Below are 24264 nucleotides of genomic sequence, written 5' to 3' on the forward strand. Positions count from 1 at the left end.
CCCTGAAACTATGAACTCCTGACGAATTGACACGCTGCTGGGGGTCAAGGGGTCGCAGGTTCAAATCCTGTCGTCCCGACGTATGCGACCAGCGGGTCTGTCAGAAATGACAGGCCCGCTGTTCTCGTTCGGGTGAACGGTGATGGCGACGTGATGGCGGGGCGCGTGGCCGAGGTGACTTCTCGTCGGCTACGCGGCTTCCGGAAGGTCTGACGCTCCGCCGTCGGGGGCGGCGGAGGGTGGTGAGGCGTCGTCCAGTGCCTGGCACAGTGCGGTGACGGCATCGCGTGCGGCGTGCGGGAGCAGATGGCCGTAGATGTTGACCGTGGTCGACAGCGTCGAGTGCCGCAGCGTCTTCGACACCACGGCCAGCGGAACCTCAGAGCTGATCATGATGGTGGCGTCCGTGTGCCGCAGGTCGTGAACCCCGATCCGCGGGAGGCCGATCTCCGCCGACCTGCGGCGCAGCGTGACGAGAAGCTGCTGTGGCCGCAGTGGCGCGCCGTCCGGCTGGCAGAACACGAGGCCTTCGAGCGGGGCGTCCTCCGGCAGGCTCGCCCGCGCGGCCGCAGCTCGCCGTTCCAGCGCGGCGACGACCCGAGGGGAGAGGCTGACCCAGTTGCGGCTCGCCTTGGTCTTGGGGTGGTCGAGGTGGAGGTGGTTGTTGTCGACGGCGGTGAGGTTCCACCGCACCAGCAGTATCCGCTCGGCCAGGTGCACCTCGGGCCAGTGCAGACCCAGAAGTTCGCCGCGGCGCATCCCGGTGCCCAGCAGGACCTCGAAGGCGTCCGCCAGTTGGTCGCCGTAGGTGTCGTGGTTGTGCTGCAGGAACGCCGCAGCCTGCGACGGGGTCCAGCAGATCCGCTCCGGCGCGGCGGGGCGGGGCATGACGGCGTAGCGCGCCGGGTTGTCAGCCAGCCGTCGGGTGCGGACCGCGGCGTTCAGGGCGCTGGAGAGGGTGGCGCCGGCGCGGTAGACGCTGGTGCGTTCCCGCCCGCGGGCCAGCTCGGCGTCGTTCCAGGCGGTGATGTGTCGCTCGCGCAGGTCGGACAGCTTGAGCCGGCCGAAGGCCGGAATGAGGTCGTTGTGTACGTGGTCGCGGTAGCGGGCGAAGGTCGTGGGCCTGAGCACGTCCTCCTTGGTGCGCAGCCAGCCGGTCAGATAGCCGGCCACCGTGAGGTCGTCGTCGCGGTCCAGGCCAGTGCGCTCGCACTCGAGGGCGTGCTCCAGTGCCTCGCGGGCGGCCTTGCGGGTGGGGGAAGCCGCTGCGGCACTGCTGTCGGCGGGGGGCGCCGGCTGCCGCCAGGTCGACGGCGAAGGCCCAGGAGCCGTGGCGCGTAGCTCGGTTGAGCTTGGGGCAGCGTGCGCCGTACTGCTTTCCGTTGGCGTCGCGGCAGCCGCAACGCCGGTAGGTCCGGCCTCGGTCGGGACGAGCGGTCATGGTGGTTACCTCCAGATGGGAGAGACGTTCCACGATTGTGCTCGGCGTCCGGGGAGGGCAGCTGGCGGAGCATGGCGCTTGGGCCGCCGTGACGCGCAGGCAACTCACCGACGAGCAGTGGAGTTTGATCGAGCCCTACCTGCCGATCGGCAGGTTCGGGCCCTATCCCGAACGGCTTCGCGACCAGTTCGAGGGAGTGATCTGGCGGTTCCGTTCCAGCGCCCAGTGGCGGGAGATGCCTGACGAGTTCGGCCCCTGGTCCACGGTCTTCGGCCGGTTTCGGGTCTGGCGGGACGCCGGCGTGTTCAGCGCACTGCTCGAAGGCCTGATCGCCGAGGCCGCCCGCGCGGGAAAGACGGACCTGTCGCTGGTCGGCGTCGATTCCACGACCGTCCGCGCCCACCACGATGCCGCCGGAATGCTCGTGGACGAGGAACTCATGCAGGCCCTGGAGGAGGCCGCGCGCGAGCAGGAGGCGGCCCGACAAAAAGGGGCGAGCCGCAGGAACAGAACGGACAGGACGAGCGAAGACGGGTCCAACTGCGACGCAAGCTCCGTCTGAAGCTGGCCCTGCTCGGCCGGTCCAGGGGTGGACTGACCAGCAAGGTCCATCTCGTCGCCGACCGCCGGTGCCGTCCGCTCGCGCTCGTCCTGACCGCGGGACAGGCCGGTGACAGCCCGCAGTTCGTCCCCGTCCTCGCCGAGGTGCGCGTGCGAGGGCCCGTCGGCCGACCCCGCACCCGGCCCGGCGCGGTCGCCGCAGATAGGGCCTACTCGTCCCGCGCCAACCGCGCCTACCTGCGCAAACGCGGCATCAAGGCCGTCATCCCCGAGAAGCGGGACCAGGCCGCCAATCGCAGTAAGAAGGGCAGCAGAGGCGGTCGGCCTGTCGGCCACGACGCCGACCTCTACAAAGAGCGCAACACCGTCGAGCGCCTGATCAACAAACTGAAGGCCTGGCGAGGCATCGCCACCCGCTGCGACAAGAAGCCCGAGAGCTACCTCGCCGGCCTCCAGCTCCGCGCCTCGATGATCTGGGTCGACGACCTCCTGCGAAATGCCGACTGATCACAACATCACACAGGCCCTAGTGCTCCTGGTGTACGAGAACTCCTGGATGTTCGCGATCAAGACGGCGTGTACTCCGTACTGGAGGGCATCAAGGACTTCAGGAACGGCTCACACCACGCACACGGAGTCCGCGCCAGCCATGAACTCAACAGCGAAGTCGCCCAGTTGGAGCCTCGCGTAGTAGAGGCCCTTGGTCTGGTGAACTGGCTATCCGGCGCCCACTGGGACTGGGTGGAGCGCTGCGAGTACCTCGATGAGTCCTCGTACCGGCTGGTCGGCCAGCGGCTGCGAGGAAGCCATCCGAGCTGGGAGCCGTTCGAACGCCCCAGCCAGTTCCCGCTGCGCCCCGACCGGATCTATGTTGTCAGCACGCCCTCCGGCAAGCCGGTCGACCTTTGGCCGCTCGCGGCAGTGAGCTTGTGCGCCCAGTGCAATGCACGCGAGCTGTTCCTTACTGACTTCGGCTCGTCAGGGTGACGTCGGGCTGTTGAGAGTGAGGCCGGTCCCGGCTATGAAGCCGTCGAGGGTCTCGGGCCGGTACTGGAGTCGTTTGATGCGATTGCGGACGAGGCTTTCCAGGCGGTCCAGGGCGACGACGGCGAGGTTGGCCAGACTGTGCTTGACGTGGGCCCACACGCCCTCGACCGGGTTCAAGTCCGGTGAGTAGGCAGGCAGCAGGAACACCGTCAGCCAGTCACGCTCGTCGATCAGAGCGCGCATCCTGCGGGAGACGTGGGTGTTCAGCCTGTCCCAGACCAGCACGAGCGGCGCGCGCACGAGCTGGTGGACACCGTCGATCAGCGCGATGAAGTCGCTCTCGCCCATGCTGCGGCGCTTGCCCTTGCCCGCCGGGTGGGCAAGGAGGCGGTAGGAGAGACGGGTGCGTGACCCTGGCCGCATCGCGATCAGCCCGGCCACGGACAGGCGTCCGGAGCGACGGCCGCTCACCGTCACGACCGGAGTGCGGCCCCGCCGGCCCCAGGTGCGTCCCCGGGGCGGCCGCCGGGTGAAGCCTGCCTCGTCCTCGAAGCAGATGTAGCCCCCGCAGGCCGCCCGGGCTCTTTTACCTCCGCCCAGGTCGCCTCCTTCCACACCTTCACAGCCTGCTCATCGCGTTCGGCCACCCTGCGTGCGGGGATCTGCGGGGAGAACCCGAGCCGGTGCATCATCCTCGTGGCGCCCGAGACGCTGTACGAGACGTGGAACTTCCGCCCGATCAGCGTGGCCACCCGCGCAGCGGTCCACACCTGGTCCTCCACCCAGCCGTGCGCGGCCGGGCCCTGCTCCAGATGCACGGCGAGCTTCTCCAGACAGCGCGGCGACAGCCGGCACCGCGACCCACTCGGGCCGCGCGACGCCAACGCCTTGACCCCGCCCTCGCGCCACAACTGGTGCCACTGGTAAGCCGACTTCGGACTCACCCGCAGACGCCGAGCCACCTCCGGCGGCTTGACCTGCTGCTCGAACAGCTCGGCTGCCTGAACCCGCACCGACTCACGGCGCAGTCGTCCCGCAACGGTCAGCCCGCCCCCATCCGCATATCTCACACACCACGGGATACAGCCCACGCCCCGGCCCTATCAGGCACTTCAAGAAGGATCACCCTGACGCGCCGAAGTCAGTATCGACGAGGCAGCCGACGGCGTCCTCACGCTGCGTAGCCTTGAAGAGCATTCGCTCGAAATCCCGTACACGATCTCCGAGTAAGCTGATCGGCGATGGCGATCAGTCGCGTGCATCGCACGGCCTCACCGTCCTCGCCGCCACCGGGGGATTCGGGGACGTGTAGTGGACGGTGGCGTCGGGGGCGCGCGTGACCGCGGTGCACGTGCGCCGGCGATGGTGCGGCGCGGTGTTGTGCGGGCGGCCGCCAGCCGGGTCCAGGGCCGCGGTGGCGGCGGCCGGGCGGTTGGAGCGGCGCTGTCATCTCCGGGGCGTCCTCTCCGCAGTTGGCGGGCCGCCGTCACACCCGCTGTGTCAAGGCCTTCCACGATCGGATGGGACACTCAACCGGGACGTAGTCACCGAGGAGTTGAACATGCCGACGAGCGACCACGACGGGCGGGGCCCGGACGATCCTGAGTCCCGCTCGCTGGTCCTGCGCCTGCTGGACAAGGCGATAGAGACCCAGAGCCCGATGGTGAGCAAGAACATCACCCGGGCCCGCCACCGGAACCGGGCCGCGACGCCGGCGGAGGTGGTCCGAGCCCTGGAGCGGATGTACCTCGCCACCCAGACCACGACGGGCGCCGCGGTAGGAGGTGCTGCCGCCGTACCGGCGATAGGCACAGGGCTGGCGCTGGCGATGTCCGCAGGCGAGGCGCTGACCTCCCTGGAGGTCAGCGCCCTGTTCGTGCTCTCGGTCTCGGACGTCCACGGAATCCCGGTCGACGAGGTCGAGCGCCGCCGAGCGCTCGTACTCGGGATCCTCCTCGGAGGGGGCGGCCGCAAGACCATCGCCGAGGCCACCAACCGCACCGCCCGGCACTGGGCCCGACATGTCGTCGACGGCGTCCCCGCCCAGACGCTGCGCCAGATCAACAAGGTCCTGGGGCAGAACTTCATCACGAAGTACGGGTCGAAGCAGGGCATCGTGGTGCTCGGCCGGATCGTGCCGTTCGGGATCGGCGCAGCCCTCGGCGGCGGGGCCAGTGCCCTCCTGGCCGGCGGGTGCGTGAAGGCCACCCGATACGCGTTCGGCCCCGCGCCGGAAGCGTGGCCCGCCGGCTGACCCCCGGCGACGCGCCCGTTCGAGAAGCCCCCGGCCCCGCTGCCGGGGGCTTGGCCCGTTCCCGTCCGGCCTTTCGGCGACGACTGCCGCTGAGGTGACCGGCTGGTGGGCCGTCGGACTCGACTTGGACCTGGCCGAGACCGAGGGCGTGACGGGAGGCGTCCCGGGCGGAAGGGAGCGGGCGGCGCGACGGCAGCGGGACCAGCGGATGCGTGAACTCGTTCTGACCGCTTATGAGTTCCAGTGCGCCTTCTGCGGCTACGACGGGATGCTGGGCGCGAGCACGGTCGGCCTGGAAGCAGCTCATGTGCGGTGGTGGTCCTATGACGGGCCGGATGAGGTCGACAACGGCCTGTGCCTGTGCTCCTTGCACCACAAGCTCTTCGGCAAGGGAGTCCTGGGACTGGGGGACGGGCACCGCGTACTCGTTTCACGGCGCTTCGTCGGACGCAGCGAGGCCAGTAGGCAGCACGTGCTCGCCTTGGCCGGACGGCCGGTCATCGGCCCGCAGGCGGGGATCCCACCGGTTGCGGGCCGGCACCGGAAGTGGCATGCCGACCAGGTCTTCCGCGGCGAGCCCAGAGAAGCCCCGACACCGGCGCACACCGTCGGGCAGAGGCTGCCCGACTGCTGATCCACCAGCGTTGACGACCACGTACCGTCCGGCTCCGTACCGCACGGCCGGGAACAGACCCTGCGGAACCGATGGCACCGGACGCCCCGCGCGGAGTCGTGAGTGGACGTCAGCCGCGGCGGCCGTGCCCCATCTCGATCCGTCCCGCCCGCTGCCCGGTAACCAGATCACGCAACTTGACGCGCGTCTCCGGGTCCGTCGAGTGCACGACCGTGCCGATCATTCCACGGGTCAGCAGCACCTTGTAGGTGTTGCGGATCAGGCGGTCGATGTCGGCGTCGGTGGTGGACTTGCGGAAGACGGGGTCCTTGGAGGCCGTCCGGTCGGTGATCCAGCGGTCGGTGCGCCAGACGAGGTCCGGCCCGAGGATGACGCCGCTCCAGTCGTACTCGAAGCCCTGGGCGGTGTACACGCAGCCGACCTGGCCGAAGCCAGCCGGGTCGGTGGCCCATAGCGCGGCCGGTGGAGCACCGGCGATCGAGCGGTCGCCGTAGACGTTCCACGGCCTGGCCCAGTCGCCGATCCGTACGTCGAGGGGGAGTGGATCACCCGGGGCGACCTTCGTGGTCCACTTCCAGCAGTACCCGGCCGACATGCGGGCGCCGTACCCCTCCGCGCGCCGGGCATCGAGGAACGCCTCCAGCTCCCGGGGACTGTCCACGACCTCCAGGGCGACCTTGCCGTCGGGCTCCCAGTCGACGGGGCCGCCGGGCTCTAGGCCCAGGAGGCGTACCACCCAGTGCAGGTAGGCGTCGCTGCCGCCGCAGCGGAACTGGCTGTCCAGCTCGACCACCTGGCAGTCCAGCCCCTTCACCGCGGCGGCGGCCCTGATCTGGGCCACGGTGCCCATCTCGCCCGGCCGGACGACCTGGTGCTCGTCCAGCAGGAACACCGGCACCCGGGCGGCATCGATCAGCTCCTCGATCTGGGGCTTCCCCGTCCGTTGCGCGGCCCGGGTGTACCGGTTCGCCGACGTCTCCCGGATCCGGTGTGCCTCATCGCAGATCAGCACGTCCAACACGTTGCGCTCGGCCGTCATGAAGCTGTTGAAGTACTTGAACAGCTCCTGCACCTCGCGTTTCCGCGCACCGGCCGTCCGACGCATGGTGGTGGTGAACGAGCTGGACCCGGTCGCGTGCAGAGCCGTTACGCCACGCCGGTACAGATCACCCAGGAGGGACAGCGCGATGACGCTCTTCCCGGTGCCCGGGCCGCCCGTGATAACGACGACTTCCTTGTGGTCGGCCTGCTGCGCCTGGCGGACCGCGCGCAGCACCAGCTCGTAGGCGACCCGCTGTTCGTCCAGCAGGACGAACTGCTCGCGCTCGCGGACCTCCTCGGCGGCCACCGCCATCAACTGCTTGGACGGGGCCACCTTGCCCGCAAGCAACTGATCCGCGGCCTCCGCGCCGGAGACCGGCTTCAGCTTCGAGCGGAGGTACTGGACGAACTCCCCGCGGCGCTCGGCGGTGAAGAGCCGGCCGCGATCGTCCTGCGACACCTCGTAGAGGCCCTGGACGCCGAACTCGGTCGCGTTGTGGAGGAAGGCCACGCCGGACAGCCGCTCGGGATGGGCGGCGAGCGCGCCGTTGAAGGAGATCAGGTAGTCGCAGTAGCCGCGGACCTGCTCGATCGGGTTCAGCACCGGCCGGGTGTACGCGTCGACCCGGCAGAGCAGCGGCTCGCCGTCCTCCGGAAGCGCACTGCTCCACTGCTTGAGCTCGACCACCACATACGACGGTTCGCCCGTGCCCAGGTGGACGCCGGCGAGTATGACGTCCGCGCGCTTGCTGTTGAGTGGAAGTGAGTACTCGAGGAGCACCTCGACCATGCCGAGCCCGGCGTCCAGGAGAGCATTGGTCAGAGCCGGGATGCTCCGCTCCCAGGAACGTACCTCGGACGGGCTGGGCTTGTGGCCGTGCTTGTGGACGAACTGGTCGATGAGGCGCACGAACAGTGATCCGGCCAGGCTCTCGGCGGCGACCGCGGACGCGGAGTCGCGGAACAGCAAGGAATGCTCCCAGGCAGCACGAAGTGACTCGTGCGGGTGGGGGCATGTCCCTGGAGGGAAGCCCGGCGGGCCGCGCTGATGACAGGGCCAAACCTACAACGGAGAGCCTGAGCCGGTGCCCGAACACCTGCACCTCCACCGGCGTATGGCGGACCGGAGGTGGGTGACGGGGCGGCTTGCGTGGCCGGCAGAGCCCCGGGGCGGCCGTCTGGACGGGGGCTGCTCCGACGGCTTGGGCCACGACAGCTGCGACGGAGGCGGGGAGTTCTGGAGCGGGGAGAACCGGGGACGTGCCGGGGACCACGCGTCGATCACCATCGCCTCTGAGGCGTCTTTCGGTGAACGAACAGCGCGGGCTGTCTACCGTCCGACGTGCAGCGATAGCTATTCCCGGGCGACTGAAGTCAACATCGCCGGGCGACGGTGGGTCAAGGCCTGGCACGACAACCGGTGCCAGGTATGTGCGTTGCGCATCGAGGTCCCCGGCGGCAGCTACAGCGAGGGCGCCCATATCCAAGCACTGGGCAGCCCCCACAACGGACCTGACCTCGCTGCGAACGTTCTCTGCCTCTGTCCGAACTGCCACGTCATGCTTGACGTGGGCGCCATCGTCCTGAGTGACGATCTCATGGTCATCAAGGGCGGTACCGAGATGGGACTGCTCCGTACCCATCCGCAGCACAAGATCGATCTCAATTGTGTGCGACAGCACCGCGAGCGCTGGCGTCAGTGAGGAGCTTCGATCGGAACCGGGGCTGTTGGGGACCAGTTGGGGACCACGCGCAGTGCAGGGGGCCGGGGGCAGCTCGATGAAACGCACGCTCGTCCGCCAGCAAGTGGTTGACCTGTGGGCGCGGCTGGTTCCTTGATGGGGGATCAAGGGGCTGCAGGTTCAAATGCTGTCGTCTTGGCAGGAAACCCGAGAGCCCTGCTGACCTCCAGGGCCGCCGCGTTGCGTAGCACGGGAGAGCGGGGGTTGGATCCAGCCAAGCGCGTCTTTCGCGTCGGCGATGTTGTCGCCGAGGTTGGACGATCAGACAATTGCTGGGTGCTGTTTCGAATTAGCGGTTCAGGGCTTGACTTAACGAATTCCCGAGGATCCGACATCGATGACAACTTCCGAGGAATGGGAAGCCGCAAAGCTCGACCACCCGGTCGGTGCCGTGCTGTGCGGAGAAGTCGCGACCGTTATTGATCCGAAACGGTAGGGGGTTCTGGGTCGTTGAACACCGTGTGAGTGGACTGGTGGGGGACGCGCGGCACTTGTCGCCGTCGGCGCAGGAAGCGTTGCGGCTGCGGGCGGTGGCCGCGCTGGTCGAGGGGCGGGACCACGAGGACGTCGCGGCGATGTTCAAGGTCTCGCTGAAGGCGGTGGACGGCTGGTGGGCGAAGTGGCTGGCCGGCGGTCGTGAGGCGCTGATCGGGCGTCCGCGCGGGCGGCGGGTCGGGGAGCATCAGGTGCTGTCCGAGGCCGAGCAGGCCGCGGTGCGGCAGGCCGTGCTCGACCACCAGCCCTGTGAGCTGGGGCTTGCCGGGCAGCTGTGGACGCGCTCCCAGGTGGGTGCGCTGATCGCGAAGCTGTACCGGGTCCGCCTGACGGAGCCGGGGGTGGGCAAGTACCTGCGCCGCTGGGGGCTGTCGTTCCAGCGCCCGGACAAACGGGCCGTCGAGCAGAATCCCGAGGCGGTGCGCGGCTGGCTGGAGGAGGCCTGGCCGGCGATCCGAGCACGGGCGAAGGCCGAGGACGCCGAGGTGCTTTTCGCCGACCAGGTCGGCATCCGCTCTGACCAGGTCACCGGCCGGACCTGGGGCGAGAAGGGGCGGACCCCGATCGTGCGCCGGACCGGGAACCGCTTCTCGGTCAACGCGATGTCGGCGATCAGCACCAGGGCCGCATGCACTTCATGGTCTTCACCGAGACCTTCGACGCGCAGGTCATGTGCCGGTTCCTCGACCGGCTTGCCGGCCACTTCGACCGCAAGATCCACCTCGTCGTGGACCGCCACTCGGCCCACCGCAGCAAGAAGGTCCGTGCCTGGCTGGCCGACCATGCCGACCGGGTCGAGCTGCACTTCCTGCCGTCGTACTCGCCTGAGCTCAATCCCGACGAACTCGTCAACGCTGACCTCAAGCGCAGCCTGCCCATGAGGCACCGGGCCCGGGACCAGGCCGAGCTGGCAGCCGAAGCCCGACGCTTCTTCCACCGACGCCAGCGCCAACCCCACATCGTCCGCGGCTACTTCCACGGTCCGCAGGTCCGCTACACCCTCGACGAGAACCAATTGAGTTTCTGATCAATAGGCCGTTCGGGATGTTCGTCGAAATCCCCGGGCATGCCGGGGTCGCGGCAGTGGTGGATGCCATCTCCTACTACCCCGACCGCGATCCCGTGCCCCCGGAGTTGTGGCCTGTGGTGGGCGAAACCGTCGGAGGCGTCGTCTCCGAGCATTCCGAGCACAACCGGCAACTGAAGCTGCGGGTCGGATGACGGTGAGCCGGACGGTCGCGGCGGCGGGGCGCTGCTGAGCGACGACCGCGTGCCCACGCCCACTCGGTAGCCCGGGCGGCCTTGGTGAGCTGCCCGTCCGGTTCACCAGGAGGTGTACGGGGTGAGGGTGAGGACGGCGTTGGAGTAGCGGCGGTCGGTGCTGACGTCGGGGCCGGCCCAGGTGGGGGTGGGGGGTTCGGGTTGGTGTTCGTCCCATTCGACCTCGGCGACGAGGAGGCCGGTGTTGGCGCCGGCGTACTCGTCGACGGTCCAGCGGCCGGGGGTGCGGGAGAGGTGGTGGCGGTGCTTCTGGAGCGGGGTGCCGAGGCAGAGGGCGAGGAGTTCGCGGGCGTCGGCCACCGGTACGGGGTACTCGTATTCGAGGCGGGCGGGGCCGCTCCGGCGGGCCTTGACGGTGAGGAAGGCCGCGGTGTCCCCGGAGAGGCGCACCCGGACCTCGCGGTCGCGGTCCATGGAGAGGTAGCCCTGGGTGAGCGTCTCGGTGCGGACCACCTCCGCCCGCCAGTCCTCGCCGGACAGCAGGTACTTCTTCTCGATCTCCACAGCCATCAGCGGCCTCCTACTGCCAGAGGATCAGGGCGATGCCGGCGAGCATCACGCCGGCGGCGGTGATCCGCGCCCCGCCGAAGCGTTCCCGGAAGAACACGGTGCCGATCGCCGCACCCACGATGATGCTGGTTTCGCGCAGCACGGCGACCGGTGCGAGCGCGGCCCGCGCCTGGGCCCACAGCACCAGCCCGTAGGACAGCACCGACATGGCACCGCCGAGGAGTCCGCGGGCCCGGACCGGCCGCAGCCGTTCGGCGAGCCCGCGGCGGTGGGTGAGGAGGGCGTACCCGGGGACGGCGGCGCCGTCCAGTGCCATCAGCCAGGCGATGTAGCCCAGGACGGCCCCGGAGGAGCGGACGCCGACCCCGTCGACGACGGTGTACGCCGCGATGGTCAGTCCGGTGGCGACGGCGGCGGTGACGGCGGGCCACGGCGAGGCGGTGCCGCCGGTGCCGTCCGGGCGCCGCCCGGCGCGCAGGCCGCGCACGGCCAGCCCGACCAGGCCGGCCGAGGCCACCGCGACGCCGGCCGCGCTCGCCCCGGCAAGGTGCTCGCCGACGACGAGTGCGGCGACCAGGGTGACCACGACCGGTGCGGTGCCGCGGGCGATCGGGTACACCTGCCCGAAGTCGCCCAGCCGGAACGAGCGCATCAGCAGGACCTGGTAGACCACGTGCAGCACGACCGAGACCAGCAGCCAGGGCCAGGCGGCCGGCGCCGGGACGGGTGCGAGGCAGGCCAGGCCCACCCCGCACGCCGTTCGGCCGACGCCGACCATGCACAGTCCGGCGAGTTCGTCCTTGATGCTGTGGGCGATCGCGTTCCAGCCGGCGTGGGTGACCGCGGCGACGAGCACCACGGCCGCGACGAGCGGCGTCACCGGCCTGCGGCCTGAAGGCGGGTGGCGCCAGCGGCTGCGCCGACCGCAGGGACGCCGGCCGAGTGAGTACCGGCCAGCTCGCGGAGTACGGTGTCCCGGGCGGCCGGGTCGAGCATGTCGACGTTGGAGCGGAAGCACCGTGCTCCGCCGACGAGTTCGGCGAGCTGGGCCTTCATGGCGCCCAGCACGTCGGTGAACCGCAGGACGTCGCCGCCGCAGTGGTTCATCAGGTCGTCCTTCAGGCCGTAGGTGGTGACGGCGAAGGCGAACTGGTCGAGGAAGAGTTCCGCCCGGGCCGTGGGGATCTCCTCGAAGCCGGGCGGTCGGGACGGGTCGAAGTCGGTGATCACGATGTTGCGGATCGGTGCGGCGTCGACCGGCTCGCCCGGGAACAGCAGCTCCGGGGAGGCCACGAAGTCCCCCTGCTCCAGGTGTTCGGTGAGGCCGTGCCGGTCGATGAGCGGGCCGAAGGAGGCGTCCCGCCGGACCCGGACGGCGGACGGCACGCCGTACGCGTACCCGTCCCGGACGAGCAGGTGGGTGTTGCTGAGGAAGCGTGCGCCGGCCAGGCACGCCTGGGTCATGAACACCGTCTTCCCGCCGGCGTTGGGGCCGACGAGCAGGGTCGCCGCGCCGTCGAGGACGAACGCGGCGGCCTTCAGGTGGAGGTACCCGTGGTCGACGGCGAAGTCCGTGAGGATCCGCTTCACGAAGTACGGCCACACCGTGCGCTCCAGGCGCCGGCCGAAGACGTACGAGCGCCGGCCCTCGGTGATCAGGTACGCCGGGTCGCCGAAGACGTGGTTCAGGTAGTAGCCGGTGCGGAAGCGCTTGGCGCGCAGCGAGCGGTCGGCGAGCCGGGCCAGTTCGTCGGTGTCGTGGTCGTCCCGGTCGAGGTCGATGCAGTAGATCTCGTGGTCGGGCTCTTCGCCCGGCGGTGCCTCGCGGGAGAAGTAGGCGTAGGCCGCGAACTCCTCCAGGTTGGTGGCGATCCGCACCTTCAGCAGGTTGAGGTCGACCGTCCTCGACGAGCGCAGGGGCAGCCGGTTGAGGTCCAGGGGCATGGCGGCTCCAGGTGGTTGCCGAATGGTTGACGTGTCGTCAGACGAGACTGCGGACGGCCTCGGAGATCCTCCGCACGCTGGAGAAGGTCTCCCGGTCGAGCATCGCGTCGGGAAACTCGATGCCGAACTCGTCCTCCAGGCCCACCATCAGCGAGACGCTGCCCATCGAGTCCAGGCCGGCCGACCAGAGGTCGGTGTCGGGGCCGGGGTCGTCCTGTCCGGGCGCCGTGCGCAGGACGCCGGCGACGATCCGCCGGACGCCGTCCTCGACGGCCGTGGTGTCGGTGCTCATGCCGCCGCCCGCTCGGTGAAGCGCGCGACGATCTGCTGCGGGGTCCACTCGACCCGCTTGCCGGCGGCGGCGCCGCGCGGCGCGCAGCGCACGTGCAGCAGGGTCGGGCCGTCGGCGGGCACCGCCTGCCGGAGCTGCTCGGCCGAGTCGACGGTGTACGCGGCCGCGTAGCCCGCGGCCAGGGCGAGGCCGGCCGGGTCGCCGATCTGCACCGGGCGCTGGCCGCCGGTGCTCTCGTGCACGCCGTTGTCCAGGACCACGTGGACCAGGTTCGGGCGGTGCTCGGCGATCATCGGCAGCACGCTGAGGTTCATGGCGAAGGAGCCGTCGCCGTCGAGGACGACGACCTGCTTGCCGGGCCGGGCCAGGGCGACCCCGAGGCCGACCGGGGCGGCCATGCCCATCGAGCCGACCAGGTAGAAGTTCTCCGGCCGGTCCGCCGTGTTGTAGAGGTCGCGGGTGATGAACCCGCAGGTGGAGACGTACAGCGAGGAAGGGAACTTCCGCGTGGTCTCGACGATGGCTTCCTGGATCCCGAGCATCCTCAGACTCCCTGCTTCACGATCAGAACGGGGGTGTGGCGGCCGTCCTCGCCCCCGGCGAGGCAGCGCTCGACCGAGGCGTACGCGTCCTCGGGGTCGAAGACCGTCCAGCGCAGGTCGAAGACGTCGAGCAGGTTGGTGAGTTCGCGGCCGATGATGTCGTGCTCGACGGCGTCGTTCCCGTCGTGGCCGCGCCAGCTGACGACCAGCGGCACGTGCACGTCGTAGATGAGGTTGAGCGAGGTCAGCACGTTGAGCGAGTAGCCGAGTCCGGAGTTCTGCATGAGCACCACGGGCTTGGCGCCGGACACGGCGAGGCCGGTGGCGACGCCTATCGCGGAGTCCTCGCGCGGGGCGGCGAGGTAGCGCAGGCCCTCGGTGAGGTCGCTCCGCGGGCCTTCGAGCACCTTGAAGACGCCCTTGAGAAGCGAGCAGGGCACGCCGGTGAAGTGGGTGTGGCCGTGGTCGGCGAAGGCGCGGACGAGTTCCTCCGCGGCCGTCGGTCGGGGGGATCCGGGTCCGGCGGGGCCGGACGGGAGTACTGCGGTGGTCATGCGCTGTACCTTCCTGCGGGACGGTCGTGGGGCGCCGGGGCCGGCCTGCCGACCGGACGTGCGGTGTCGCGGCCGGGCGTGGATCGTCGGCCGGCCCCGGCGGGGGTTGCGGCCTACGGCCAGGCGTTGAGCTCCGGCAGTGCGGCGCCGCCGTCGGCGACGGGCGGGGTGGTGGTCGGGCGGCCGGAGAGCCAGGCGGCGAGCGCCCGCTGGTCGCCGCGCACCACGACGGCGGCCGCGGCGGTGTCGCCCCAGGTGAGCCCGGTGTCCGAGGCGACCAGCGCCACGGCGGGGGACTGCGGGAGGCGGGGCTGGAGGAAGGTGACGACGTGGGCGGCGAGGGCGGGGCTCCACTCCTCGGAGCGGCGGCCGACGCCGAGGTCGACGGTGTGCAGCTCCGACTCCCGCCACCAGGCCAGCTGGGTCGCCAGCAGCGGGGAGTTGCGGTAGGCGCAGGGCAGGTCCCAGCCGTCCGGGCCGAGGGCGGCCCAGGCCTCCTCCAGCGCGGTCAGGCCCTCTTCCAGCTGGGCGCGCAGCCACTCGACCGGGCGGTCGTGGTTGGCCTCGATCGACTTGTCGCGGGTGGGCCGCCCGCCGTCGTACACCTCGACGGTCTCGCCGCGGGCCGCGTAACGGGCCTGCCGGGCGAAGGCCTTGGCGAGGTCGGCGAGGTGGATCAGGACGTGGCCGCGCGTCCAGCCGGGCAGGTCGATCGCCTCCCGGGCCTGCTCCTCGGTGAGGGCCGCGGTGGCGGTCCGGATCCGGGCGTGGGCGGCGGCGATCTCCGCGAGCCGCTCGTCGGTGCCGATCGCTGCGTGTGCCTCGGTGCTCATGCGTGCTGTCCTTCGTTCTGGTGCCGGTCGTTCTGGTGCCGGTCGTTCGGGTTCTGCCGGTCGGGGTCGCCGTGGGGCATGAAGGCGTTGATCCAGCAGAGGATGTCGCGGATCACATGGTGGTCCTTGTTCGGCCGCAGCGCGCCGATCTGGTGGTACATCACACCCTCGCTGGGCGGGCCGAGGAAGGTGATCCGGGGCTCGACCGACCCGTCCGCGCGGACGGGGTGGAACTCCGGCGTGAGGTCGAGGCCGCCGGGGACGAAGTCGTCCTCGCCGAGGCCCGGGTTGGTCCACTTGCGGACGATCCCGCGGGCGAGCAGGTTCGGGTAGACCGGCATGACGTCGCGCTCGGCGTCGAAGCGGTGGACCCGGGCGTCGACCAGGGAGTCGACCAGCCGCTCGGCGCCGGTGACCGGCCCGCTGATGCGGAACTTGCCGGCCTCCTCGTCGCACGAGACCCGGGCCTCCGGGCCGGCCGAGACGTCGACGTAGCCGGCCTTGATCAGTGCGGTGACCTTCTCCATCGCCTCGCAGGAGGCTCCCTGGCAGAGCCGGTTGTGGTGCCCGGTGTAGACGTCGAGGAAGTCCCGGTGCGAGGAGGCGAGCAGGCCGCCGAAGTCGACGGCCTCGATCACCACGCCGCGCAGGTCGCGCCAGGCGGCGTCGGCCGCGGCCTTGGCCGGGTTGCTGAGGTTGCCCTGGGCGGCCCAGCGGATGTCGGTGTCCAGGAAGTCCAGGAAGACCTCGCGGTACTCCTCCGGGGTGCGGTAGGCGCCGCGGGGGATCGGGTTGATCGTCCCGTCCCAGGAGAAGCGGTGCTTGGCGGCCGACGCGGCGTGCCGCCAGGGCGAGCTGGAGGCGGCCACGGCGGCCGCGAACTCGTAGGGGCGGCCGGACAGTTCGAGCAGCTCGGCGGCCCGGTCGGCGCCGTGGACGACGGTCAGGAAGGAGACGGTCGCGGCGCGGACGGGCAGTCCGGCGCCGGCCGTGCCGTCGAGCGGGGCCGCCCCGGAGATGACCCAGTCCACGGCGGCGGCGGTGTCCAGCGCGAGCGCCTCGATCGGGCCGGTCAGCAGGTCGCACGCCTCGCGGTGGTCGGCGAACGCGTCGGCGTCGGCGAGGAACTTCTCGTACGCCGGGCGGGCCGCGGCGATCGCCAGCTCGCGGAACTCCGCGCCGTACAGCGTGCTGTAGTGGATCAGCGCCATCTCCTGCACGACGAGCGGGAAGAGGTGCTTCTCGAAGTCGAGCTGGAGCTGTTCGACGCCGTTGATGGTGTTGCGCCGGCCGACGGTGCGCCGCAGCTCGGCCACCGCCGCGTGGGTGAGGAACGCGCCCTTGTACTCCAGGGCGGCGATGTCCCGTTCCTTCTGGTTGTACGGGCGGGCGAAGGTGAACAGGCCGTTGCGGCTGAAGACCACGATCGAGTCGGGCTCGGCGCCGCAGGGGCGGTAGCCGAGCGTGCCGTCCGCCTCGCGCTCGAAGACTCCGCCGCGGCCCTCGGTGAGGTACAGCACGACGTCGATGCCGGTCAGGCCCATGCCGAGGCAGCCCACCGAGGACCCGGGACCGGTGCGGTCCGGGGTGAGGGACTGCTCCAGGGGGTACGCGGAGGGGATCAGCCGGGCGTCGGCCCGCTCGGTGAACCGCGCCCAGGCGACCTGCAGCGGGTCGGTCTCCGGCTTGTTGGAGGAGTGGCCGGTGAGCATCAGCACGTAGTCGGCCTCGAAGGCGGGCCCGCCGTCGGTGGTGAGGACCGCGAAGCGGTCGCCGCGCTCCTCCAGGTCGCAGACCTCGGCCTGCCGGAGGGTGACGGTGACGCCCTCGGCGGCGCGCAGCAGTTCGACGTAGCGCTCGAACTGGTCCTGCAGGGCCAGGCCGTGGACGTAGCGCTTCGGCCAGTCCTCGGCGACCATGTCGAAGGCCGGGTCGCCGGTCTCCTCGAACCGGGTGCGGCACCAGTCCAGCAGGGTCGGCCGGTCGCCCTCGGGGAGCAGCGGGCCGGCCTCGACCACGCTCTCGTCGGCCGCGAACGCCACCTGGCCGACGATCCGGTTGAGGTAGCTGGTGGTGGTCTGGCGGGGGCTGTGCACCTGGCCGGAGCCGAACTCGCCGGAGAGGTCGTAGACGACGACGTCCAGCGGGACGGCGGTGCCCCGTGCGCGGGTGAGCGCGGCGAGCCGCTCCAGGACGTAGGTGCAGGTCGGACCGCCGCCGACGATCGCCAGCCGGATCGGTGCCATGGTCGTGGGCCTTTCGGTAGTCACCGGGTCACCGCCGCCGCTTCGGCCGGGGCGGGGGAGGACGGGGAACGCGGGGTGGTGTGCCGGCGGACGACCTCGTCGTAGGCGGCGAAGAAGCCGGTGATGTCGTCCGCGGTGAGCTGGCCCATGTTGGCCAGCCGGAACACGCCGGCGGACTTCTCCTGGGTCGCGTAGATGACGTAGCCGTGCTGCTTGAGTCCGTCGTGCAGCTCGTCGTAGGTCATGCCGTTGGAGAGGTGGGCGTTGGTGATGGAGCTCGCCCGGTGCTCGGGCGGGAGCAGCAGGTCGACGCCCCGCTCCAGCAGGCCGGCGCGGATGGCGTCGGCGCGTTCGGTGTACCGCTTCCTGCGGGCGGCCACCCCCTCGGCGGCGGTGAGGTCGAGGGCCTCGTCGAGGGCGCGCAGCACCTGCAGGGCCGGGGTGAACTGGGGTGTGCGGCTGCCGACCTGGGAGGTGTAGTGGGCGTGCAGGTCGAGGTAGAAGGTCCGGCCGGGGACGTCGGCGAGCTGCTCGAAGCGTTCCCGGGGGGCGACGACGAAACTGATGCCGGGCAGGCCCTCCAGGCACTTGTTGGCGGTGCCGATGCACCAGTCGACGTGGTCGGCGACGACGTCGAGGTCCTCGGCGCCCAGGCTGCTGATCGCGTCGACCAGCAGGGAGCGGCCGTGCCGGGCGACCAGCCGGCCGAGCTCGCCGACCGGGTTGAGCATGCCCGTGCTGGTCTCGTGGTGGACGGCGGCGACGTGGGTGATGCCGGGGTCCGCCGCGAGGGCGCGGTCCACGGCGTCCAGGTCGATCGGCCGGGCCCAGCCGAACTCCAGCCGCAGCACCGGGATCCGGTGCACCTCGGCGATCTTCAGCAGCCGTTCGCCGTAGTGGCCGTTGTCGAGCACCAGCAGCCGGCCGTCGGCGGGCACGACGGAGGAGACGGCCGCCTCCAGTGCGGCCGTGCCCGAGCCGGTGAGCAGGACGGCGGCGTGCGTGTCCCCGCCGCCGCTGACCGCGGTGACCTTCCGGGCCACGGTGGCCAGCAGCTCCTGGGCCTCGGGCTCGCGGTGGCACTCGTCCGGCGAGCCGATGGCGGCCTTGACCCGCTCGTGGGTGTTCACGGGCCCCGGGTTGAGCAGGACGACCCGCGGGGCCGTCCGTGCGGTGGTGAGGGTCATGACGGGCTCCATTGACGGGAGATCAGCGTGTACGCGGTGTCGGCGGGCCATTCGGCGATCGGCGCGAACAGGTGGCGGAGGTCCTCGGCGGCGCGGTCGCCGCGGGTGATGACGCACTCGGCGCCGCGCCGGGCGTGTTCGGCCAGCGCCTCGACCTTCCCGGCCATCGCGCCGGTGGCGTCCCAGGCGTCGGTGGGCCAGAACAGCCGTTCCGCGGCGGTGGGGTCGTCCGGGTCCAGGTGGCGCAGCACGGCGCTGCCGGGCCCCCGGGTGAGGATCCCCGGGACGTCGGTGAGCGCGACGATCCGGACGGGGCCGAACTCCTCGGCGGTCAGCAGGGCGGGCACGTGGTCGCTGCTGAGGATCCGCAGGGTGCCGGCCGCGGTGACGACGCAGTCGCTGGACAGCACCGGCAGGGCGCCCTCGGCGAGCAGCCGGCGGACCACCGCGGTCTCGGTGATGGGCGTGCCGTCGGGGTGCTCGCCGAACATCGAGGTCACCTGCAGGGGCACCGCCCGGACGCCGCGTGCGCGCAGCCGGGTCGTCCAGGCCCACCGCATGGTGAAGGCGGGTTCGGTCAACGCGACCGCGGCGTACGGGTCCTGGCGGTCGGCCTTGATCCGCAGTCCGACCGGGTGGCAGAGCGCGCCGCCGCCGGTGACCAGCACGACCCGGCCGGGGAAGCCGGCCACCAGGTCGGCGACCTGCCCGGCGAAGGCGTCGATCGCGTCGAAGTCGGTCTGCCCGGTGCCCTGCTTGTCGGAGAGCACGCTGCCGCCGATCTTCAGGACGAGCAGGCGGGGCTCGCCCGGACGGGCCGGCGTGGGTGCGCCCGTCGGGGCCGGGGCGGTCGGGCTCACCGCAGCGGGACGTTCGAGGCGGTGCCGGCGGTGTGCCGGCCGGAGTCGAACAGCCGGAGCAGGAAGGGCTCCTGCCACTGGGCGGTCTGGCCGTCCAGTGCGCCGTACTGCTCCAGGTAGGCGGTGTCCTCGGGCCGCAGCGCGTCCAGGACGCCGGCCGGGACGGCCTCGGGGTAGAGCTGTGCGGTGAAGTGCAGCGCGTAGTAGGCGATCGGTTCGGCGCCGAAGCCGCGCACCCGCTCCAGGAACCGCTCCCAGTCCTCGGCGGTGGACGCCCCGGCGACCAGTGCGAGGTCCAGGAACTTGCTCAGCTGGAGGTCCTGCCGGTCCTCGACGAAGTGCAGGCTGGTCGCCTCCTTGTGCAGGTGCGAGCAGAGGTCGAGCAGCCGGTCGTCGGGGGCCGGGACGGTGGCGGCGGTGCCGCAGAGCGTCGCCGGGACGGCCCGGTCGAGGAGTTCGGCGGCGCCGGCCGAGATGCCGGACTTCTTCTGGAAGATGTCGTGGCAGATGTCGACGTTGAAGTCGGAGATGTCCGGCCGGCTGGCCGTCTTGCGGTAGGGCAACTGGTTGCTGAGGTTCATCCGCCAGAAGATCTGGGTCTCCCGGTTGTACGGCTCGATCCGCTCGCCGTCCTCGGCGAGGCGGCCCTGGACGTAGCCGAGCCGGGCGAGGACCTTGTCGGCGGCCTGGGCGTCGGCCCGGTCGACCAGGACGTCGAGGTCGGCGATCCGGCGCAGCGCGGGGTCGTGGTACTCGCCCTCGCCGAGCGAGAAGCCCTTGCGGACGGCGAACCTGACGCCGGCGGCGGCGAGTTCGTCGAAGACCCGGCCGAACTCGTCGGCCAGCGCCAGGTTCCGGGTGCGGTTGCCGAGGTAGGCGGTGGTGAAGACCCACGGGTACGGGAAGCCCGCCGAGCCCTCGGTCTTGCGGTCCAGCCGGTACCGGTCGACGTGCCGGCCGATCATCGGCAGCATCTTGTGCCACGCGGCGGACTCCAGGAAGGCGCCCCAGTCCAGGTCGGGCCGGGCGGCGAGGGACCTGACCTCGGCGACCTGCTCCTCGGACAGCCGGAGCCGGGCGAGCTTCAGCAGCAGCCGGGAGTGCGGCGGGAGGTCCTCGACGGTGACCGGGGCGGTGGTGTTCTCGGGTGCCATTCTTCAACCTTCAGACGGAGGCGCGCGCGTACGCGTCGACGGTGAGCTGCTGCAGGGCGCGGTGGTCGGTCTTGCCGTTGCGGGTCAGCGGCATGGCGTCCAGCACGGTGACCTGCCGGGGCACCATGGCCTCGGGCAGTGCCCCGGCGAGGAACGTGCGCAGCTCCTCGGGCTCGGCGGCGGTGCGGAGGGTGACGTGCGCGGCCAGCTCGGGGCGGCCCGCGACGACCGGGACGGTGACGGCGCACTGGTCGACCGCCGGGTGGCTGCGGAGCACGACCTCGATCTCGTCGAGTTCCATGCGGACGCCCGCGACCTTCACCTGGCGGTCCACCCGGCCCAGGTACTGGACGCGGCCCCGCTCGAACCGGGCGAGGTCTCCGGTGCGGTACAGCCGGCCGGTGGGTGAGCCGGGGTCGAGGGCGTCGCGGTGGAAGGCCCGACCGCTGTTCTCCGGGTCGTTGAGGTAGCCGAGGCCCACCACGACGCCGCCGACGAAGAGTTCGCCGGCCTCGTCCGGTTCGGCGGCCCGCCAGGCGTCCTGCTCGGGCTCGTGGACGAGCAGGTAGAGGGCGGCGTTGGCGACCGGGGCGCCGACCGGCAGCCGCGGCCGGTCGAGGTCGGCCGCGGTGACCTCGTGGTGCGTGATGTCGTCCGAGCACTCGGTCGGGCCGTAGGCGTTGAGCAGCCGGACGTGCGGGGCGGCGGCCAGCATCCGCGCGGCGAGGCCGGGGTGGAGTTCCTCGCCGGTGGAGATGAGCCAGCGCAGCTGCGGCAGCACCGTTCCGGGCCTGCGCTCGGCGGCGTCGGCGATCCAGCCGACCACCGTCGGGACGAGTTCGACCACCGCCGTGCCCGTCCGCTCCAGCAGCCGTACCAGCCGCGGGGGGAAGGCGAGTTCCTCCTGGCGGACGACCACCACGGTGCCGCCGACCAGCAGCGGGGCGAGCATCTGCCAGATCGAGATGTCGAACACCAGCGGGGCGGTGAAGGCCAGCCGGTCGCCGGCGGTGAGGCCGAGGTCGTCGACCTTGGCCCGGAGGTGGTTCATCATGCCCCGGTGTTCGACCAGCGCGCCCTTGGGGCGGCCGGTGGTCCCGGAGGTGAAGATGCAGTAGCGCGGTTCGAGGGACCGGTCCCGTTCGTCCGCCGCGGCGGCCGGCCCGGCGGCAGCGGCACCGGGGTAGGCGGGCAGCGGGAGGACCGGGACGCCGGTCTCGCCGGCCGCCCGGGCGGCGGCCGGTGCGCGGGGCCCGTCCCCGGTCGGTGCGCAGTAGTCGAGCAGCCGGTCCGCGCCGCTGCGGGTGAGCACGTCGGCGACGCGCCGGGCCGGCCAGTCCGGGTCGATCGGCAGGTAGACCGCGCCGAGGTCCTCCAGGGCCAGGAAGACCACGACGGTGTCGGCGGTGCGGTCGCCGACCTCGGCGACCACGTCCCCGGCGGCCGTCCCCGCCGCGGCGAGGGCGTCCCGCAGGTGTGCCGCCCGGTCCACCAGCTCGGCGTAGCCGATGACGGATCCGCCGTCCACGACGGCCGGGGCGGCGGGCTCCGCGGCGGCGTGCCGGGCGGCGTGCGCGAGCACGCCGAGTCCGAGCGGTGGCTGCTCCCTGCGGTTGCGCAGCCCGAGTGCGGCGGCCCGGGCGGCCGCGCCGTCGGCGAGCGGCAGCTCGGCGAGGTCGGGGCTCATCGGGTGCCCGCGCTCTGGTGCCGGTCCAGGTCGTGGAAGAAGCCGTCGACGGTGGTGACCTCGCCCGCGGCGCGGGCCCAGCGGTGCACGTTGCTGCCGACGACCAGGTCGAGCAGGCCGAGGCCGAACGGCGAGAAGACCACCGTCCGGTCCGCGGGGACGGTGTACTCCCCGGTCAGAACGTCGTTCAGGGTCGCGTGCAGGAAGTCGCGGCCGCCGGTCTGCTGCTCCGTCAGGTGGACGGAGGTGTCCGCCTGCAGGACGTGGTCGACGTCGTCCACCACGTTGACGCTGTCCAGGACGATCGCGGTGCTCAGGTCGCGCAGCGAGACGTGCAGCACGACCGGGTGGTGCGAGAACCAGTCCGGGTCGGTGATGTGCGGGGCGGCGGCCGTGGTGGCGAGGACGACGAGGTCGGAGGAGCGGATCAGCTCCTCGGCGGTGGAGTGGACGGTCACCGGTGTGCCGGTGTCCGCGCCGAGCACCTGCCCGGCGAACGAGCGGGCGTACTCCTCGTTGAGGTCGAAGACGCCGAACTCCTCCACGGGCCAGCCGAGTTCGCCGAGGTAGGTGTGGATGTAGCGGGCGATCAGGCCGGTGCCGATGAAGCCGATCCGGCGCGGGGCGCCGCGCTTCGCGGTCAGGTGGCGGGCGGCGACGGCGGCCGAGGCCGCGGTGCGCACCGCGCTGATGATCGACCCTTCGAGGCAGGCGAAGGGGTAGCCGGTGACCCGGTCGTTCAGCACGAGCATCGCCGAGGCGCGGGGGATGCCCAGCTCGACGTTGGTCGGGAAGCTGGAGATCCACTTGATGCCGTCGACGCCGACGTCGCCGCCGACCGAGGCGGGCAGCGCGATGATGCGGGAGGCCGGCCGGTCCGGGAAGCGGAGGAAGTACGACGGCGGGTTCACCGTGTGCCCGGCGCCGTGCAGGCGGTAGGCGTCCTCCACGAGGTCGAGGACCTCTGCCCGGCGGCCCTCCAGGCTGCGGTGGACGGCCGCACCCGAGACCACCGAGAACTCCGGCGGCCGTGTGGTCCTGTGCTCACCCATGACTGTTACCGCTCTCCCATCCTGTGTCGCCGTAGTGGTCGGTCGTCCACGTGTCGTCGTAGACGGTGTCGATGTAGCGCTCGCCGAGGTCGGCCGAGATCGCCACGGCCGTGAGGCACTGCCCGGGGTCGTTGCGCCGCAGCCACTCCCGGGCGCCGCTGACCACCGTCCCGGTGGACCCGCCGAGCAGGAATCCGCGGGCGGCCAGGCTGCGGCACATCCGCACCGTGTCGGCCTCGCGGACCCGGACGACGTCGGTCGCCAGGTCGGGGGTGATCAGCGGCATGGGCTCGCTCGCGCCGAGGCCGGGGATGTGCCGGGATCCGGGCGGCATGCCGAAGTTGACCGAGCCGACGCTGTCGATGGCCACGATCCGGACGTCCGGGTGGTTCTCCCGGAAGTACCGGACGCAGCCCGAGAGCGTGCCGCCGGTGCCGGCCCCGACGAACAGGACGTCGAGGCCGGGGAACTGCTTGGCGATGAGCGGCGCGGTGTTCTCGTAGTGCGCCAGCCAGTTCGCCGGGTTCTCGTACTGGTTGAGCCAGACCCAGTCGCTGTTGCGTGCGCACAGCTCCTGCACCTTGGCCTTGCGCGCGGTCAGGTAGTTGCCGCCGGCGTCGGGCCGGTCGACCACCACCACCTCGCTGCCGTAGGCGCGCATGAGCTTCAGCGCGCTGGGGTTGCACTTGGGGTCGGTGACGCAGACGAAGCGGAGCGAGTTCGCCGCGGCGACCACGCTCAGTGCGACGCCGAGATTCCCTGAGGACGACTCGATCAGGGTGGAGCCCCGCCCGATGAAGCCCTGGTGCATGCCGGCCGAGACCATCGACACGGCGGCCCGGAGCTTCACCGAGCCGGCGAAGTTGAATCCCTCGCACTTGAGGTGGAGGTTGACGCCGAGGGCCGGCCGGAGATCGATGTAGACGTCGCTGTCGAAGATCTCGTCCGCTGTCGAGATGATTGCCAC

21 protein-coding genes, 1 tRNA gene and 3 pseudogenes are annotated in these 24264 nt (G+C 71.4%); 8 read left to right on the plus strand and 17 right to left on the minus strand.

Translation table 11 applies throughout. The annotated features are described in order from the left end of the window. Positions 1–189 precede the first annotated feature (189 nt). Positions 190–1173: a tyrosine-type recombinase/integrase gene (locus ABD353_RS13820; protein WP_344623857.1), complete on the minus strand. Its 984-nt coding sequence runs from the start codon at positions 1171–1173 to the stop codon at positions 190–192. A 356-nt stretch (positions 1174–1529) separates the two neighbouring features. On the opposite strand from ABD353_RS13820, the pseudogene ABD353_RS13825 reads away from it, so the two are divergent. Then, positions 1530–2509: pseudogene (locus tag ABD353_RS13825) on the plus strand (IS5 family transposase). A gap of 69 nt (positions 2510–2578) precedes the next feature. Beyond that, entirely contained in the window at positions 2579–2989 is a 411-nt protein-coding gene (locus ABD353_RS13830) for a hypothetical protein (RefSeq protein WP_344623858.1), read from the plus strand. Here ABD353_RS13830 and ABD353_RS40415 read toward each other — a convergent pair. Continuing rightward, a protein-coding gene (locus ABD353_RS40415) for an IS630 family transposase (RefSeq protein WP_425555151.1) occupies positions 2981–4059 on the minus strand; the annotation gives its coding sequence in 2 pieces (ribosomal slippage) (positions 2981–3558 and positions 3558–4059; 1080 coding nt in all). The two genes, ABD353_RS13830 and ABD353_RS40415, sit on opposite strands and share 9 nt — an antisense overlap. Before the next feature lie 491 nt (positions 4060–4550). Here ABD353_RS40415 and ABD353_RS13845 point away from each other — a divergent pair. Together ABD353_RS13845 and ABD353_RS13850 are read left to right on the plus strand one after the other, a co-directional pair. Then, a complete protein-coding gene (locus ABD353_RS13845) occupies positions 4551–5243 on the plus strand; it encodes a hypothetical protein (RefSeq protein ID WP_344623860.1) in 693 nt (230 codons plus the stop codon). A gap of 109 nt (positions 5244–5352) precedes the next feature. Beyond that, positions 5353–5877 (plus strand): annotated as a pseudogene (locus ABD353_RS13850) (HNH endonuclease); the annotation flags it as partial. 109 nt (positions 5878–5986) lie between these two features. Here the strand turns inward: ABD353_RS13850 and ABD353_RS13855 are convergent. After that, complete coding sequence (locus ABD353_RS13855) at positions 5987–7888, minus strand: DNA/RNA helicase domain-containing protein (protein ID WP_344623861.1); 1902 nt, start codon at positions 7886–7888, stop codon at positions 5987–5989. A 145-nt stretch (positions 7889–8033) separates the two neighbouring features. Here ABD353_RS13855 and ABD353_RS13860 point away from each other — a divergent pair, with 145 nt between their 5' ends. From ABD353_RS13860 to ABD353_RS13875, 4 genes and pseudogenes are all read left to right on the plus strand, one after another. After that, the gene (locus ABD353_RS13860; protein WP_344623901.1) at positions 8034–8621 is read left to right on the plus strand and encodes an HNH endonuclease; all 588 of its coding nucleotides are present in this window, start codon (positions 8034–8036) and stop codon (positions 8619–8621) included. Between the two features lie 100 nt (positions 8622–8721). Beyond that, positions 8722–8799: transfer RNA gene (locus ABD353_RS13865), tRNA-Pro, on the plus strand. 436 nt (positions 8800–9235) lie between these two features. Further along, positions 9236–10182 (plus strand): annotated as a pseudogene (locus ABD353_RS13870) (IS630 family transposase). 17 nt (positions 10183–10199) lie between these two features. After that, positions 10200–10376, plus strand: a complete 177-nt coding sequence (locus ABD353_RS13875) for a hypothetical protein (protein ID WP_344623862.1) — start codon at positions 10200–10202, stop codon at positions 10374–10376. Positions 10377–10478: 102 nt separating this feature from the next. On the opposite strand, the gene ABD353_RS13880 is transcribed toward ABD353_RS13875, so the two are convergent. From ABD353_RS13880 to sbnA, 14 genes are all read right to left on the minus strand, one after another. Further along, positions 10479–10946 (minus strand): CYTH domain-containing protein, encoded by a 468-nt coding sequence (locus ABD353_RS13880; protein WP_344623863.1) that lies wholly within the window; start codon positions 10944–10946, stop codon positions 10479–10481. A gap of 10 nt (positions 10947–10956) precedes the next feature. After that, positions 10957–11826 (minus strand): EamA family transporter, encoded by an 870-nt coding sequence (locus tag ABD353_RS13885; RefSeq protein ID WP_344623864.1) that lies wholly within the window; start codon positions 11824–11826, stop codon positions 10957–10959. After that, positions 11823–12890 (minus strand): FomB family phosphonate monophosphate kinase, encoded by a 1068-nt coding sequence (locus ABD353_RS13890; RefSeq protein WP_344623865.1) that lies wholly within the window; start codon positions 12888–12890, stop codon positions 11823–11825. The genes ABD353_RS13885 and ABD353_RS13890 overlap by 4 nt, the downstream gene beginning before the upstream one ends. A 37-nt stretch (positions 12891–12927) precedes the next feature. Then, a complete protein-coding gene (locus tag ABD353_RS13895) occupies positions 12928–13182 on the minus strand; it encodes a phosphopantetheine-binding protein (protein WP_344623866.1) in 255 nt (84 codons plus the stop codon). Then, on the minus strand, positions 13179–13724 hold the full coding sequence (locus ABD353_RS13900) for a thiamine pyrophosphate-dependent enzyme (RefSeq protein ID WP_344623867.1): 546 nt from the start codon (positions 13722–13724) through the stop codon (positions 13179–13181). The genes ABD353_RS13895 and ABD353_RS13900 overlap by 4 nt, the downstream gene beginning before the upstream one ends. Positions 13725–13726: 2 nt before the next feature. After that, a complete protein-coding gene (locus tag ABD353_RS13905) occupies positions 13727–14278 on the minus strand; it encodes a thiamine pyrophosphate-binding protein (RefSeq protein WP_344623868.1) in 552 nt (183 codons plus the stop codon). A gap of 113 nt (positions 14279–14391) precedes the next feature. Further along, positions 14392–15111, minus strand: a complete 720-nt coding sequence (locus tag ABD353_RS13910) for a maleylpyruvate isomerase family mycothiol-dependent enzyme (protein ID WP_344623869.1) — start codon at positions 15109–15111, stop codon at positions 14392–14394. Further along, positions 15108–17357, minus strand: a complete 2250-nt coding sequence (locus ABD353_RS13915; RefSeq protein ID WP_344623870.1) for an FAD/NAD(P)-binding protein — start codon at positions 17355–17357, stop codon at positions 15108–15110. Before ABD353_RS13915 ends, ABD353_RS13910 begins: the two co-directional genes overlap by 4 nt. A 20-nt stretch (positions 17358–17377) precedes the next feature. After that, complete coding sequence (locus ABD353_RS13920) at positions 17378–18544, minus strand: 2-aminoethylphosphonate aminotransferase (protein WP_344623871.1); 1167 nt, start codon at positions 18542–18544, stop codon at positions 17378–17380. Beyond that, a complete protein-coding gene (locus tag ABD353_RS13925) occupies positions 18541–19404 on the minus strand; it encodes an amino acid kinase family protein (protein ID WP_344623872.1) in 864 nt (287 codons plus the stop codon). Before ABD353_RS13925 ends, ABD353_RS13920 begins: the two co-directional genes overlap by 4 nt. Further along, the gene (locus tag ABD353_RS13930) at positions 19401–20558 is read right to left on the minus strand and encodes a nucleotidyltransferase domain-containing protein (protein ID WP_344623873.1); all 1158 of its coding nucleotides are present in this window, start codon (positions 20556–20558) and stop codon (positions 19401–19403) included. The genes ABD353_RS13925 and ABD353_RS13930 overlap by 4 nt, the downstream gene beginning before the upstream one ends. A gap of 10 nt (positions 20559–20568) precedes the next feature. Continuing rightward, positions 20569–22245: an amino acid adenylation domain-containing protein gene (locus ABD353_RS13935; protein WP_344623874.1), complete on the minus strand. Its 1677-nt coding sequence runs from the start codon at positions 22243–22245 to the stop codon at positions 20569–20571. Beyond that, positions 22242–23297, minus strand: a complete 1056-nt coding sequence (sbnB, locus tag ABD353_RS13940; protein WP_344623875.1) for a 2,3-diaminopropionate biosynthesis protein SbnB — start codon at positions 23295–23297, stop codon at positions 22242–22244. Before sbnB ends, ABD353_RS13935 begins: the two co-directional genes overlap by 4 nt. After that, a complete protein-coding gene (sbnA, locus tag ABD353_RS13945) occupies positions 23290–24264 on the minus strand; it encodes a 2,3-diaminopropionate biosynthesis protein SbnA (RefSeq protein ID WP_344623876.1) in 975 nt (324 codons plus the stop codon). Before sbnA ends, sbnB begins: the two co-directional genes overlap by 8 nt.

This window comes from Kitasatospora arboriphila (assembly GCF_039528095.1).
Taxonomy (GTDB): domain Bacteria; phylum Actinomycetota; class Actinomycetes; order Streptomycetales; family Streptomycetaceae; genus Kitasatospora; species Kitasatospora arboriphila.